This is a genomic window from Hyphomicrobium sp. (assembly GCF_047600905.1).
In the GTDB taxonomy this organism is placed as follows: Bacteria; Pseudomonadota; Alphaproteobacteria; order Rhizobiales; family Hyphomicrobiaceae; genus Hyphomicrobium_B.
This window is the reverse complement of the sequence record NZ_JASGKD010000001.1, coordinates 3,247,799-3,261,177: the sequence shown is the minus strand read 5'-3', so window position 1 is coordinate 3,261,177 and position 13,379 is coordinate 3,247,799. Positions and strand designations below refer to the sequence as shown.

The window sequence follows — 13,379 nt, the reverse complement described above, 5'->3', positions numbered from 1 at the left end:
TCAAAATATTTTTTGCGAGGACTGATCCATTGATCAGAAGTCGGAGGTTATGCCGCCTTTTTCCCAATCGCCGAAGCGGGTCGGCTCGGGACCGTCGCGGCCGCCGACCTCCTTGGGCTTTGCCGGAGCGCCGTCTTGCTGCTTTCGGCGCGCTTCCGCTTCCGCCAGCGCTCGTTTCGCCTCTGGTGTCAGGACGCGGACCGATTGGCCATGATCTTCAGTCGAAGCGTCGTCGTTGACCGTCATCTCCGGACTTGTTTCCCTATAGGGCAGCGCTACCTTTTTCGGCACGTCACCTTTATGAATGGTCGAACGATCAATATATACGCGGCTGTAAGGTCGTAAACCAGATCCGGGCCATGACGTCGCGAGTGAACCAATGCCTATGAACTATGCCAAGACTGCGCTGCTTCTCGCCGTGCTGACCGGCATTTTCCTTGTGCTCGGCGCCGCCGTCGGCGGTAAAACCGGCCTTATATTCGCGTTCTTCATGGCGCTGGCGATGAACGCCTTCAGCCTCTGGAAGTCCGATAGCGTCGTCCTGCATATGTTCAATGCGCAGGAAGTGACCGACGCGACCGCACCCGAACTCGTCGGCATCGTCCGTGACCTTGCGCGCCGTGCCGAACTGCCGATGCCGCGCGTCTATATCATGAACAATCCGCAGCCGAACGCATTCGCGACCGGCCGCAGCCCGTCTCACGCGGCGGTTTGCGCCTCGACCGGTCTCTTGGAAACGCTCGACCGGCAAGAGCTTTCAGGCGTCATCGCGCATGAGCTTGCGCACGTGAAGAACCGCGACACCCTCACGATGGCCGTTGCTGCCACGATCGGCGGTGCCGTGTCGATGTTTGCGCAATACATGCAGTTCGGCATGATCTTTGGCGGCAATCGTGACAGCGATCGTGGTGGCCTCGGCATCATCGGAACGCTTCTTGCCGTGATCGTCGCCCCAATGGCTGCGGGCCTCGTCCAGATGGCGATCAGCCGTTCGCGCGAATATCAGGCGGACCGGATGGGCGCGATGATCTGCGGCAATCCGATATGGCTTGCCACCGCGCTTCGCAAGATCGACCGCATCGCGCGCCGTGTTCCAAACGAAGAGGCCGAAGCCGTTCCCGCGGCCGCGCATATGTTCATCATCAATCCGCTCAACGGCCACGGCGTCGATAACCTGTTCTCGACCCACCCGAACGTCGAAAATCGCATCGCCGCCCTCGAAGCCTTGGCGCGCGAAATGGGCGTGAGCGGCAGCTCCGGATCGGCAAGTTCGCGTCCATCGGACAGGGACGGCACGCCGGGTGAAGTCTGGATCGGCGGACAAAACTACACGAAGCCGCCGAGCCCCTGGGGTTGATGTGAAAGACATCACGAAATCCAGGAAATCTGCCGCGCAGCCGGGGCCGGCGCGCGCCGGGCGCGTTTCGCCAGGACCCGCCGCAGGCCGACGCGGCGCCCAGACCAATGACGGTCTGAAAACACGCGATGTCGCCGTGTCAGCGCTCTACACGGTATTGGTCGAACGCCGGCCCTTCGATGAAGCCTTCTCGCGCGCCGCGGCCGCCCGCGACCTGCCCGCCCGCGATCGTGCATTCGCCCGCCTGATCGCGACGACGGCGCTGCGCCAGCGCGGAGCTTTGCAAGCCATGCTCAGCACCTATCTGGCGAAGCCCCTGCCCGAACGTATGGGCCGCCTCGACGAAATTCTGCTCGCTGCCGTCACGCAGCTTTTGATTTTAAAGACGCCACCGCATGCCGCCATTTCGCTCGCCGTCGATCAGTGCCGCGCCGACCGCTCGGCCAAGCGGTTCGCCAACCTGGCGAATGCCGTTCTGCGCCGCGTCAGTGAAAGCGGACAGGGAAGACTGTCTTCCCTCGATAACGTCGCGCTGACGTTCCCCGATTGGATGCTGTCGCGTTGGACAGATGCGTATGGCGCCGCGACCGCGCGGCAGATCGCGCGAGCATCTTTGATCGAGCCTGCTCTCGATCTGACCGTCAAATCCGATCCGGAAGCGTGGGCCGCCAAAATCGGCGCAGTCGTTCTGCCGACAGGATCGGTTCGCTGCGCCGAAGCCGGACGCATCGAAGATCTTCCTGGCTATACCGAAGGAGCGTGGTGGGTCCAGGACGCCGCCGCGGCTTTGCCGATCAAACTTTTCGGAGATGTCGCCGGACAGTCCGTACTCGATCTCTGTGCCGCCCCGGGCGGCAAGACCGCCCAACTTGCTGCCGCAGGCGCCGACGTCACCGCCGTCGACAAATCCTCCGGCCGATTGGCGCGTCTCACCGAGAACCTTTCACGCCTCGGGCTCACCGCAAAAACCGTCGTCTCCGATGCGCTCACCTTCCCCACCGGCAAGGCGTTCGACGCCATCCTTCTCGACGCGCCTTGCACGGCAACCGGCACCATTCGGCGCCATCCCGATGTTCTCTACCTGAAGCGGCCGGAGGATATCCCTGCGCTCGCCGCGCTGCAGGCCAAGCTGCTCGACCATGCGACAGAGTTGCTGAAGCCAGGCGGCACGCTCGTCTATTGCATTTGTTCGCTTGAGCCTGAAGAAGGCGAGCAGCAGGTCGCAGCCTTCCTTGCCCGTCACCTGAATTTCACCCGGCGACCGGTCATGCTCGATGAAATGACTGTTCCGATGTCCTGGCGCACAGAAGGCGGCGACCTTCGGACGCTGCCGACGCATTTCGCCGATTTACCCGAAGGTCTCCAAGGACTTGACGGCTTTTTCGCCGCCACTCTGGTGAAGTCCTGTTGAGTGCGCCGGCCAGCGAACAGGTCCGCCTTGTTTTGAATGAGGTCGCCGTCTAAGCCATTCTGAAACGGCATGGCGCAGGAGGGGAGCCGGACTTTGAGCCTCAACGTCTCGGAACGGCTGAAGATCCGCTCGCTCTCGGTCGAGCGATTGCGTCGCCGCGCCGTGACCCTGACGCTATCCTCACCTCTTCTGCGCTGGCGCTACGCGAGCAACGGCGCCGATCAAATCCTCATCGTTCCGCAAGAGCTGAGAGCCGCCGATCCAAGCTTCTGGACCGAAGTCGCTCATGGCTATTTCGGCCTCGCCGCACAAATCGCCGACCTCAAGGGTGCCTCTCCGTTTCGCATCGCGCCGCCGAGCATCGCCTGGGAACGCGAACTCCACGGCTTCGGCTGGCTTCGTCACCTCGCCGCGACCGAAGAGGAAGAACCCGCGACCGCCGCCCGCGATTTGGTCCTTGAATGGATCGCGCTGAAGAAGATGTCGCACGGCACCGCTTACGAGCCCGAGGTGATCGCCCGACGGCTGATCTCCTGGATCTCGCAAGCCAACATGCTGCTCGAAAACCTCGATGCGCGGGCCTACACGCAGATCATGTCGAGCATCGGCCAACAGATCGTGGCGCTGCGGACGACATGGCGGAACGCTCCTGATGGCGTCCCGCGTATGATCTGCCTCATCGCGCTCGTCTTGTCCGGATTGGCCATTTCCGGCCACGACAAGCAGCTGAAAGAAACGGAAGCCTTGCTCGTCGCCGAGCTGAAACGGCAGATCCTCGACGACGGCGGCCACATCAGCCGGAGCGCCAGCACCCTCTCCGATCTCGTGCTCGATCTTCTGCCTCTCGGCCAATGCTTCAGCTCGCGTGCCCTCGTTGCGCCGGAGGAAATCAACGCCGCGATCAAGAAATCTCTGCGCTTCTTGCGTTTCATGCGCCTTGGCAATGGCATGCTCGCGCGCTTCAACGGCGTCAGCACCGGATCGCCCGCCGCACTGGCCACCGTCCTCGGCTATGCCAGCGGCGAATTCGATGTGATGCCGATCGCGCGTCCGTCAGGCTACGCCCGGCTCGAGCGCGGCCCGACCATCGTCTTGGTCGATATCGGCTCGCCGCCGCCGCTTGAACTCTCGACCGAAGCTCAGGCCGGCGCTCTGTCGTTCGAAATGACCTCGCGACAACATCTGATTTTTGCCAACGGCGGCTTTCCGGGACCAGCGGACCGCGATTGGGAATCCGCCGCACGGGCAACCGTCAGTCACAACACGCTTTGCCTCGCCGAAACATCCTCCTCGCGCCTCATCCGCCACGACCAATTGGAGACGATGATCGACGGCCTGCCCATTCGCGGACCCGACACCGTCACCTGCGAATTCCACGACGGCTCCAATCAGGCGGAAGTGCTCGCCAGCCACGATGGCTACGTCAAACGCTTCGGACTGATTCACAGCCGACGTCTGTCACTGTCGTCCAAAGGCGACAGGCTTGACGGCGTCGACACGCTGGAACCGCCGAAAGGCACGCTGCGGCTGAAACAGGATCTGCCGTACGCCATCCATTTTCATCTCCACCCCGATTGCCGCTGCAGCGCCGACGGTCATGGCCGATGCCGCATTACGCTCCCCGACGGCGAAAACTGGATTTTTACCGCCGACGACACGGCCCGAACCTCGATCGAGGAAAGTCTTTATTTCGTCGATAGCGCCGGCCCGCGCCCGAGCCTCCAGATCGTACTTCGCGGCACCACCTACGGCGAAACCTCGGTCCATTGGTCGATGCGGATCGACGCTCCGGAAGTCACTAGGGTCTGATGGCCGGCGCGCTGCGCGGCACAATCGCGCGGCCGCTCGCCGGTGGGATGGCCTCGCGCGTCCCCGCGTGATAACGGCCAGTGCAAAAAGCTGGGGTGAACATGGCCGATCAAAAAATACGCCGGGCTTTACTTTCCGTCTCGGACAAGACCGGACTTATCGAATTTGCCGCCACGCTCGCAGCGCGCGGTATTGAGCTGGTCTCGACAGGCGGCACCGCCGCCGCCTTGAAATCCGCCGGGCTCGCGGTCAAGGACGTTTCCGAATTGACCGGCTTTCCTGAAATGATGGACGGCCGAGTGAAAACTTTGCACCCCAAAGTTCACGGCGGCCTTCTCGCCATCCGCGGCAACGCCGTCCATGACGCCGCCGCTCGCGAACACGGCATCGTTCCGATCGACCTTCTGGTCGTGAACCTCTATCCGTTCGAGACGACAGTCGCGAAGGGTGCATCCTACGACGACTGCGTCGAGAACATCGACGTCGGCGGCCCTGCCATGATCCGCGGCGCCGCTAAGAACCACGACAGCGTCACCGTCGTGGTCGAGCCGTCCGACTATCAACGTATACTCGCCGAAATCGCCGCGAATGCCGGAGCAACGACGCGCGCGACGCGACAGGCGCTCGCCGCCAAGGCCTTCGCACGCACGGCTGCCTATGATGCGGCGATCAGCAATTGGTTCGCCCGCAAGCTTGCCACGATTGCGCCCGACTGGCGCGCATTCGGCGGTCATCTTGGCCAGGCGTTGCGCTACGGCGAGAACGCCCACCAGACGGCAGCGCTCTATTTGTCGGCCGACGAGCGCGTCGGCGTCGCGACGGCGCGTCAGGTCCAGGGTAAGGAACTCTCCTACAACAACATCAACGACACCGATGCTGCCTTCGAACTCGTCTCCGAATTCGACGCGAAAACACCGGCCGTCGCCATCATCAAACATGCCAACCCGTGCGGTGTCGCGGTCAATGCTTCCCTTGCCGAAGCCTATCGCAAAGCGCTCGCGTGCGATCCCGTCAGCGCCTTTGGCGGCATCATCGCTCTCAACAAGATGATCGACGCCGAAACCGCTGAAGAGATGACGAAGATCTTCACCGAGGTCGTCATCGCGCCGGATGCGACCGACGACGCCAAGGCCATCTTCGCCGCCAAGAAAAACCTGCGCTTGCTGTTGACCGGTGGGCTGGCAAATTCGCGTGCACCCGGTCTCAATTTCAAATCTGTCGCCGGAGGCTTCCTCGTCCAATCGCGCGACGCAAGCAACGCCGACGATCTCGATCTGAAGGTCGTCAGCAAGCGCGCCCCGACCGAAGGCGAACTGAAAGACCTCCGCTTCGCCTTCAAGATCGCAAAGCACGTCAAATCGAACGCCATCGTTTATGCGAAAGATCAGGCGACCGTCGGCGTCGGCGCCGGCCAGATGAGCCGGGTCGAATCCTCACGCATCGCCGCGTGGAAGGCCGCCGAAGCCGCCAAGGCGCTCGGTCTTGGCCAATCGCTGACGATTGGATCGGTTGTCGCGTCGGACGCGTTTTTCCCATTCGCCGACGGCTTGATCACAGCGGCTGAAGCAGGCGTCACCGCCGTCATTCAGCCCGGCGGCTCGATGCGCGACGACGACGTCATCAAGGCCGCCGACGAGCGCGGGCTCGCGATGGTCTTTACCGGCGTCCGCCACTTCCGCCATTGACCGGCAGGCAACTCAGCGCGCCGGCCGCGCTCTGACGAACAGCATCATCACGGCCCCGATTGCCAGAAATGCCAGGATCGCGCTCATGCCGATCCGCTGGCTGCCGGTTTCCTGCGTGAGAAACGCGACGAAGAACGGCGCCAGAAACGCCGTGACCTTGCCCGAAAAGGCGAACAGCCCGAAAAACTGCGTGATCTTGTCGGCCGGAGCGATGCGCGCAAGGAGCGAGCGGCTGGCCGCCTGAACCGGCGCCGATACGATGCCGACCAGGATTGCGAACGCCAGGAAAACTTGCTCGCCCGGCGACGAAAACGGCTTCGAGCCCGCCGCTTTCTCCGCAACTTCGGTCGTGAAGAAAATATGGTTCTTGTCGACCGACAGAATACCGATCGCTCCGGCGATCAGCGCGACGAGCGCCAGAATGATCACGGTCTTGGCACCGATGCTGTCGTCGAGCCAACCGCCCAACAGAGCGCCGAAGGCACCGACCAGCGCCAGCACAATCCCAAAAATTCCAAGTTCGAGCGGACCCCATCCGAACACCGATGCGCCGTAGATGCCGCCGAAGGTGAAGATCGCCGTAAGCCCATCGGTGTAGAGCATCCGCGCGATCAGGAAGATCATCAGGCTCGGCATCGACGGCAACGACTTGATCGTATCCCACAGTTCGCCCACGGCCGATCGTCCCTGATGAACAACGGCCTTGTGTCGATCGGGGACGAACAGGAAAAATGGGATGATGAAGATGACGAACCAGACCGCGGAGAACGGCCCTGTGATCCGATCGCCCTGGTGCGTGGCGCTATCGAGATGTAGCAACGGTTCGAACCCGAGCATCGTCGTCGCTTCGCCCGGCATCGGCACCAGCAATCCGGCGACGACTGCAAGGCTGACAAGCCCGCCGAAATATCCGACCGCCCATCCGGTCCCCGAAAGCCGGCCAAGCTCGTCGTTCGGCACCAGGCCGGCCATGATGGCGTTCGAAAACACCCCCATGAGCTCCGCCGCCAGCGTCGCGACGATGAAGCTCGCAAGTACCATGAGCACGGTTCGCATGTCCGCGTCCGGCACGCCGAGCCACAAGCTTGATAACCCGGCGAGAAAGAGCAACGACAGACAGGCCATCCACGGCTTGCGCGAACCTCGCCCATCGGCCGCCGCGCCGAGCAATGGACTGAGAATCGCAATCAGCAATCCAGCGACCGACGCGGCATATCCCCATAACGCCTGTCCACACGCGGCTTTCGCGCTGCCTTCCGCGATCATCGTCCCGCACACGGAATTCTGAACCACCGCATTGGCGAAATACGGCGCGAACAGGAACGTCTGCACCAGCGTGTAGTAAGGCTGAACCGACCAATCGAAAAGCATCCACGAAATGCGCGCGCGAAGCGGCGCACGTGCCACAGCTCCCGTGCCAAGTTCTGCGATTGCCATCCCCGCCCCTCGTTTTCCGGCTGTGAACCCCTCGTCAGAACATCAGCTTCGCAAGACGATCAAATGATCTGGCAGTTCATTCGGATCGATTGTCCCCGGCGGAAAATGCGCGGCCAACCGCTCGCCGATGCGCGCGATGGCTTTTTCGAAACCTTCAACCTGCTTTCGTGCGCTGATGTCCGCCGTGAAATCGTCGACGATGTTCTGCCACGTCCCCTTTTCGACCAGCGCATCGATGCCGCTGTCGGCGATGATCTCGACGCGTTTTTCCGCGACCGACACGAAAATCAAGACACCGGTCCGCCCGCTCGTCGTATGCAGGTTTTGCGCAAGGAACTGCTCGCTCGCCCGCCGCCGCGTGTTGGCGTTGAGAATCGCTTTCGGCACGAGCGACATTCGCACGCGCGGATGCCAGGCCAGCGCCAGCAGTCCGAGGAAGACCAGTAGCTGAATGAGGAAGATCCACTGCACCTTCATCCAAGTGAAATGGATCAGAGGCCACGGCACGATCAATGCCAGCAGCGCCGCCCACATGAAGGGAATGTGCTGATACCGGCTGCTCTGATCGGCGACCACAGCAACGATCTCGCCCGACGTATGGCGCTCGGCCTTTGTTATGGCCGCCGAAATCCGTTCCGCATCTTTGGCGCTGATGAAGCTCATCGTTGTGGGCCACCCGCTCGCGTTGCCATCGTCATCGTTACCAGCCCCCCGAAGCCCCGCCACCGCCGAAATCGCCACCGCCGCCGGACCAGCCCCCGCCACCTCCGCCGTCGCCACCGCTCGACCAGCCGCCGCCCCAGTCGCCTGAGCCGCCTGGAATGATGATAACGCCTCCGCGCCGCCGCGGCGAACCCGGCATGCCGGCCCGCATCGCCTGGGCGTTGCGATAGTTGACCCAAATGATGAAAGCGACGATCAGGAAAAAGATGACGAGATGCAGGATCACAGTCGGATCATCTTCCGGCGCACGCGATCCCGCCGCGCGCCGTTTCACTTCTTCGGCGTCGCCGAGCACCACCGATTTGATGTCGCGCACGCCGTCCTTGATGCCGCCGGCAAAGTCGCCGCGCCGGAATTTCGGCAGGATGGCATTCTCGATGATCAGCGCCGACATCGTGTCGGTCAGAAACGGTTCGAGCCGGCGGCCGACCTCGATCCGAACCTTGCGGTCATTCGGCGCGACGATCAGAAGAATGCCGTTGTCCTTGCCCTTCTGCCCGATCCCCCATTTTCGCGCGAGGCCGATGCCGTAATCCTCGATCGAATAGCCTTGCAGCGATTTGACGGTCACGACGGCGAGTTGATCAGTCGACGTCTGCTCGAGCGACGCCAGATCGCTTTCGATATCCGCCTTTTCCGCCGGCGTCAGCAAGCCCGCTTCATCCGTCACCCGCCCTGCAAGCTCGGGATAGACCGGATCGGCAAAGGCCGGAACCGAAAGCACCATGACCACGAGCGACGACAGTATCGCCATCGCTCGCAGCAGCACGAACGCGCCGCTGCGCGATGTCGAAGACCGAGCGGCGTGCATGGCGCCAGCCATCGGACAGGCTCCTGGCAAAGTCGACGCGGTCAGCGTCTCAAGGCTTGCTGAAATCGACCTTCGGAACCTGCTGCTCCGCCGGTGAGATGTCGAACGTCGCCATGTCTTTCGCCTGCGGATACATCGCCATCTTCCACAACCGGCCCGGGAACGTGTTGATCTCGGTGTTATAAGACTGCACGGCGGCAATATAGTCGCGTCGCGCTATGGCGATCCGGTTCTCCGTTCCCGCAAGCTCGCTCTGCAAGGCCAGGAAGTTCTGTCCCGATTTGATGTCGGGATAGCGTTCGACGACCGCCATCAATCGCCCGAGCGCACCTGAGAGTGTCGCCTGCGCATCCTGGAATTTCTTCATTGCATCCGGATTGGTCAGAATATCTGGCGGCAACTGGATGTTCGTCGTCTGCTCGCGCGCTTTCGTCACCTCCGTCAGGACGCTCTTTTCCTGATCGGCGAAGCCCTTCACCGTCTCGACCAGATTCGGAATGAGATCGGAGCGGCGCTTATATTGGTTCAGCACCTCGCTCCAGGCAGCCTTGGCCTGCTGTTCTTTGGTCGGGATCGTGTTGACGCCGCACCCGGCCATCGCCAGGGCCGCGGCGATGAGCGCGAAAAATGCGATCGGACGAACAATGAGAGTTCTTGTGCTGGCGATCATGGCGCAGGTGATCCTCGTTGCTGATCGGAAGGTCTCGGTGTCGACGATGGAAATGCTGTCAGGCGGTCTTTGAACCGCACGCTTGTCGTATGATTTTCGTTTGCAACGTTCAAGCGACACCGTCACGACTTTAGAGCAAACGTCAGCGCGAACACGGGAAGAGTTACCTCGACCGTTTGCCCGATGCGCCGCGGCTAACGATTATTCAGCCAGCGTTCAGTTTACCGGCCTCAATATAACACAAGCCGCGCCAGAGCTTGTCTATGGCACGAAACATTCATCCTCTTAGATGGATGCCGAAACGTTTGTCCGGTCCCGCGAAAGTTGGAACGGCACCTAAGGTTCGCGTGTCTTAACGGCAATTGTTCGCGGCGCATAGCCAACGAAACCCAGATTTCTGCACTCGCTCACACAAGCTCACGGGACCGCGTTGCCATGGAAAATGGATCGTTGGTCTACGCCTTAAACTGCCTCGCGAATGTCGTCTGCCTGCCATGCAAAATTGCAGGAAATGCATTGGAAACGTTGTTTAATGACACCACGTTCCTTCCAGCCGGCGATCGAACGTTTCGAGATTCGATATCGTATGGAGCAAAAGATGGAAAAATTTAAAAAGGTGATCGCCGGGGCGATAGCAGCCTTGGCGCTCGGCGGATTTTCCGCAGCGGCCGATGCGCATGGCTATCACGGCGGTGGCGGCTTTCATGGTGGCTTCCACGGAGGCGGGTTCCGTGGCGGACATTTCGGCGGCCATTACGCATACGCTGGACGATGGCACGGCGGACACGGATGGTATGGTCATCGCGGTTGGCGCGGCGGCTATTACGGTTGGGGGCCCGGCATCTATTTCTACGGCGGTGGTCCCTATTACGACGACTATTATGGCGGATACGCTTGCGACGACTATTGGTATCGTCGCCACCATCCCTATTGCTACTATTGACGATCAGTCGATTCCGGCCCCGAAAGGGGCCGGTTTCGTTTGCGGCATCAGATGCGCGCGCTATCCGTTCGTGCCTTGGTGGCCAAGCATAAATTGCGCGGGACTCATGAACGAAATACCAAGGCGGATTGGCGTTGCGGCCATGACGACCGGAATGCTGAAAATCAGAACGACCAGAATTCCGCCGATAAGTGCCGCCTGAAGAAACTGCACATAGCGTTTCAAGTGAGTTGCACCCTTTCATACCCCAGCAGGATGCAATTATTCTCCCTTCTCGTGGCGTGAGATGGGCGTCGCGACGGCGGCGGTGCGAAGGAAATGAGTCAAAAGAAATACGGCGCCGCATCGGGCGCCGTATGCGATCTCACCAGTAACGGCAATGACGGTGACCATTTCTCCACCAGCAATGGCGATGATGCCAACGACGCCAGTAGACATCCTGAGTCGAAGAAGACTGCTCGGAAATGAGTTTGAGCGAATGCACGTCGCTGCTGAGGCTCGCCGCGTTCGCGAAACTCGCGCCAAGAACCATCACTGCAGCGGCAATAGCTACTCCCAACATTGATTTCATCAAGTCTCTCCTTGCTTGCGCGCGTCGGTCTGACGCCGGACGCGGCGCCATCTATAGCCGCACCAAAGCGCGGCTCCTCAATACGGTTTGGTAAAGAGAGACGGGTCGGCCTAATGCGCCGCCCGAGTGTTACAATGCGGCGCCGCCCTACCCTTCGAAAGGCGAACCCCGCCTGACGAAAAGCCAAACCGGGCTTGGCCGAAAGTCGATTTCAGGAGGTATGGCTGAAATCCGAAGAGACTGGAGCGGGCGAAGGGATTCGAACCCTCGACCCCGACCTTGGCAAGGTCGTGCTCTACCCCTGAGCTACACCCGCATATCCAGATGCTTACGCCGCCTTGCGGCGGCGGAAGACCCGCCTTATGGCGCAAGTGTTCGGGCAATGCAAGGCCCTTGAGTCACGGCGGCAAAAGCGGCTCTTCGCCTTATATATCGGGGACGGGAAGGCCGGGCGAGCCGCCTTGGACAACGATTATGCCAATGAAGAGAACCCAGAACCGATGCCATTGACGCGTCAAGAACTCTTTTCCGCCCTGGCTGACCTCGGGATCAAAACCGAAACCGTCGACCATTCCGCCGTCTTCACGGTCGCCGAAAGCGACAAGGTCGAGATTCCCCTGCCCGGAGCCCATACCAAGAACCTTTTTCTCAAAGACGACAAAGGCGCGCTTTTTCTCGTCATCGCCAACGCTGAGACGCGCGTCGATCTCAAAGCCCTTTCAAAGCGCTTGGGCGCCGGCCGCTTTTCCTTTGGCAAACCCGAGTTGCTGATGGAAACGCTTGGCGTGACGCCAGGCTCCGTCACGGCATTTGCCGTCATCAACGACACCGCCAACCGCGTGAAGATCGTGGTTGACGAAGCGTTGATGGCTGACGAAACGCTGAATTGTCATCCTCTTGAAAACACGGCGACCACAAACATTGCGTGCGACGACCTTTTGCGGTTCATTCGCACGACCGGTCATGAACCCCGCGTCATGGTATTGACCGCAGCTTGAAGGTTTAGGCGGGGAGGAGATTGGTTCTATGGAATTCGGTGCAAAGGGAGCGGGCGCAGAGTTCGGCGCGACAGGCGCTGCCGATATCGTCAAGGACGCGACGACCGCCACCTTCAAGGCCGATGTCATCGACGCCTCGAAGTCGATGCCGGTCATCGTCGATTTTTGGGCGGCGTGGTGCGGTCCGTGCAAACAACTGACACCGGTAATCGAGAAGGTGGTCCGCAGCTATCGCGGCAAGGTTCGCCTCGTCAAAGTCAACGTCGATGAAAACCAGGCGATCTCTGCGCAACTTCGCATTCAATCGCTGCCGACCGTTTACGCCTTTCGCGACGGTCAGCCCGTCGACGGCTTCGTCGGCGTGCAGCCGGAAAGCTCCATCAAGGCCTTCATCGACCGCCTCGTCGCCGACGACGCCGAGGTCGGCATCGCCGATCTTTTGAAGACCGGCACTGAACTTCTCGAGCAGGACGACTTGCAAGGCGCCGCCGAGGTATTCGCCGCCGTACTCCAGGAAGATCGCACCAACGCCGAAGCCATCGCCGGTCTCGCCTCCTGCTATATGAAAAGCGGCGACGTCGAACGCGCCAAGCAGACGCTCGAACTCGTGCCGCCCGACAAGCGGGAACTCGCAGCCGTCAAAAGCATCGAGGCGGCGATCCTGCTCGCCGAAAAGGGCGCCGACACTGGCGCCCTCACTGAGCTGAAAAACCGCGTGCTCGAAAATCCCCAGGATTTCCAGGCCCGTCTCGATCTCGCTGTGGGTCTGGGCGCATCCGGCGACCGCCAGGACGCGCTTGAACTTCTGCTTGATCTCGTCAGGGTGGACCGCAAATGGAATGACGAAGCCGCCCGCAAGCAGCTTCTGCAGTTTTTCGACGCCTGGGGCCCGAAAGAGCCGCTGGTCGCCGAGGGCCGGCGAAGGCTATCATCCATCCTGTTCAGCTGATCCCGTCGACCTCCA

General features: G+C 61.2%; 14 protein-coding genes and 1 tRNA gene. 7 read left to right on the top strand and 8 right to left on the bottom strand.

Annotated elements, in window-relative coordinates:
* Positions 1–33 precede the first annotated feature (33 nt).
* Positions 34–246 (bottom strand): DUF1674 domain-containing protein, encoded by a 213-nt coding sequence (locus tag QM780_RS15705; protein WP_415072064.1) that lies wholly within the window; start codon positions 244–246, stop codon positions 34–36.
* A gap of 133 nt (positions 247–379) precedes the next feature.
* Here QM780_RS15705 and htpX point away from each other — a divergent pair, with 133 nt between their 5' ends.
* From htpX to purH, 4 genes are all read left to right on the top strand, one after another.
* Positions 380–1,357, top strand: a complete 978-nt coding sequence (htpX, locus tag QM780_RS15700) for a zinc metalloprotease HtpX (RefSeq protein ID WP_415071376.1) — start codon at positions 380–382, stop codon at positions 1,355–1,357.
* Position 1,358: 1 nt separating this feature from the next.
* Positions 1,359–2,768, top strand: a complete 1,410-nt coding sequence (locus QM780_RS15695; RefSeq protein ID WP_415071375.1) for an RsmB/NOP family class I SAM-dependent RNA methyltransferase — start codon at positions 1,359–1,361, stop codon at positions 2,766–2,768.
* A gap of 93 nt (positions 2,769–2,861) precedes the next feature.
* The gene (locus QM780_RS15690) at positions 2,862–4,577 is read left to right on the top strand and encodes a heparinase II/III family protein (RefSeq protein WP_415071374.1); all 1,716 of its coding nucleotides are present in this window, start codon (positions 2,862–2,864) and stop codon (positions 4,575–4,577) included.
* Between the two features lie 101 nt (positions 4,578–4,678).
* The gene (purH, locus tag QM780_RS15685; RefSeq protein ID WP_415071373.1) at positions 4,679–6,262 is read left to right on the top strand and encodes a bifunctional phosphoribosylaminoimidazolecarboxamide formyltransferase/IMP cyclohydrolase; all 1,584 of its coding nucleotides are present in this window, start codon (positions 4,679–4,681) and stop codon (positions 6,260–6,262) included.
* A 12-nt stretch (positions 6,263–6,274) separates the two neighbouring features.
* On the opposite strand, the gene QM780_RS15680 is transcribed toward purH, so the two are convergent.
* The 4 genes from QM780_RS15680 to QM780_RS15665 are packed head-to-tail and all read right to left on the bottom strand — an operon-like array spanning position 6,275 to position 9,903.
* Positions 6,275–7,699: an MFS transporter gene (locus QM780_RS15680; RefSeq protein ID WP_415071372.1), complete on the bottom strand. Its 1,425-nt coding sequence runs from the start codon at positions 7,697–7,699 to the stop codon at positions 6,275–6,277.
* A 42-nt stretch (positions 7,700–7,741) separates the two neighbouring features.
* Positions 7,742–8,362, bottom strand: coding sequence for a TPM domain-containing protein (locus tag QM780_RS15675; RefSeq protein ID WP_415071371.1), 621 nt, complete (start codon positions 8,360–8,362; stop codon positions 7,742–7,744).
* Between the two features lie 37 nt (positions 8,363–8,399).
* Complete coding sequence (locus tag QM780_RS15670) at positions 8,400–9,245, bottom strand: TPM domain-containing protein (RefSeq protein WP_415071370.1); 846 nt, start codon at positions 9,243–9,245, stop codon at positions 8,400–8,402.
* A 37-nt stretch (positions 9,246–9,282) separates the two neighbouring features.
* Positions 9,283–9,903 carry a LemA family protein gene (locus QM780_RS15665; protein WP_415071369.1) on the bottom strand — a complete coding sequence of 207 codons (621 nt, stop codon included), beginning with the start codon at positions 9,901–9,903 and terminating at the stop codon, positions 9,283–9,285.
* Between the two features lie 598 nt (positions 9,904–10,501).
* On the opposite strand from QM780_RS15665, the gene QM780_RS15660 reads away from it, so the two are divergent.
* Positions 10,502–10,846 carry a hypothetical protein gene (locus QM780_RS15660; RefSeq protein WP_415071368.1) on the top strand — a complete coding sequence of 115 codons (345 nt, stop codon included), beginning with the start codon at positions 10,502–10,504 and terminating at the stop codon, positions 10,844–10,846.
* A gap of 60 nt (positions 10,847–10,906) precedes the next feature.
* On the opposite strand, the gene QM780_RS15655 is transcribed toward QM780_RS15660, so the two are convergent.
* The 3 genes from QM780_RS15655 to QM780_RS15645 all read right to left on the bottom strand — a co-directional run bounded on the left by QM780_RS15655 (position 10,907) and on the right by QM780_RS15645 (position 11,733).
* Complete coding sequence (locus tag QM780_RS15655; RefSeq protein ID WP_415071367.1) at positions 10,907–11,071, bottom strand: hypothetical protein; 165 nt, start codon at positions 11,069–11,071, stop codon at positions 10,907–10,909.
* A 139-nt stretch (positions 11,072–11,210) separates the two neighbouring features.
* Complete coding sequence (locus QM780_RS15650; protein ID WP_415071366.1) at positions 11,211–11,417, bottom strand: hypothetical protein; 207 nt, start codon at positions 11,415–11,417, stop codon at positions 11,211–11,213.
* A gap of 241 nt (positions 11,418–11,658) precedes the next feature.
* Positions 11,659–11,733 (bottom strand) — tRNA-Gly (locus QM780_RS15645).
* Positions 11,734–11,917: 184 nt separating this feature from the next.
* Here QM780_RS15645 and QM780_RS15640 point away from each other — a divergent pair.
* Entirely contained in the window at positions 11,918–12,415 is a 498-nt protein-coding gene (locus QM780_RS15640; RefSeq protein ID WP_415071365.1) for a prolyl-tRNA synthetase associated domain-containing protein, read from the top strand.
* Positions 12,416–12,443: 28 nt separating this feature from the next.
* Positions 12,444–13,364, top strand: a complete 921-nt coding sequence (gene trxA / locus QM780_RS15635) for a thioredoxin (RefSeq protein WP_415071364.1) — start codon at positions 12,444–12,446, stop codon at positions 13,362–13,364.
* The last annotated feature ends 15 nt before the right edge of the window (positions 13,365–13,379 follow it).

Coding starts and splice junctions, on each gene's coding strand:
- QM780_RS15705 (WP_415072064.1), bottom strand. CDS start 246: ATGACGGTCAACGACGACGCTTCGACTGAAGATCATGGCCAATCGGTC.
- htpX (WP_415071376.1), top strand. CDS start 380: ATGCCTATGAACTATGCCAAGACTGCGCTGCTTCTCGCCGTGCTGACC.
- purH (WP_415071373.1), top strand. CDS start 4,679: ATGGCCGATCAAAAAATACGCCGGGCTTTACTTTCCGTCTCGGACAAG.
- QM780_RS15680 (WP_415071372.1), bottom strand. CDS start 7,699: ATGGCAATCGCAGAACTTGGCACGGGAGCTGTGGCACGTGCGCCGCTT.
- QM780_RS15675 (WP_415071371.1), bottom strand. CDS start 8,362: ATGAGCTTCATCAGCGCCAAAGATGCGGAACGGATTTCGGCGGCCATA.
- QM780_RS15670 (WP_415071370.1), bottom strand. CDS start 9,245: ATGGCTGGCGCCATGCACGCCGCTCGGTCTTCGACATCGCGCAGCGGC.
- QM780_RS15665 (WP_415071369.1), bottom strand. CDS start 9,903: ATGATCGCCAGCACAAGAACTCTCATTGTTCGTCCGATCGCATTTTTC.
- QM780_RS15660 (WP_415071368.1), top strand. CDS start 10,502: ATGGAAAAATTTAAAAAGGTGATCGCCGGGGCGATAGCAGCCTTGGCG.
- QM780_RS15650 (WP_415071366.1), bottom strand. CDS start 11,417: ATGAAATCAATGTTGGGAGTAGCTATTGCCGCTGCAGTGATGGTTCTT.
- QM780_RS15640 (WP_415071365.1), top strand. CDS start 11,918: ATGCCATTGACGCGTCAAGAACTCTTTTCCGCCCTGGCTGACCTCGGG.
- trxA (WP_415071364.1), top strand. CDS start 12,444: ATGGAATTCGGTGCAAAGGGAGCGGGCGCAGAGTTCGGCGCGACAGGC.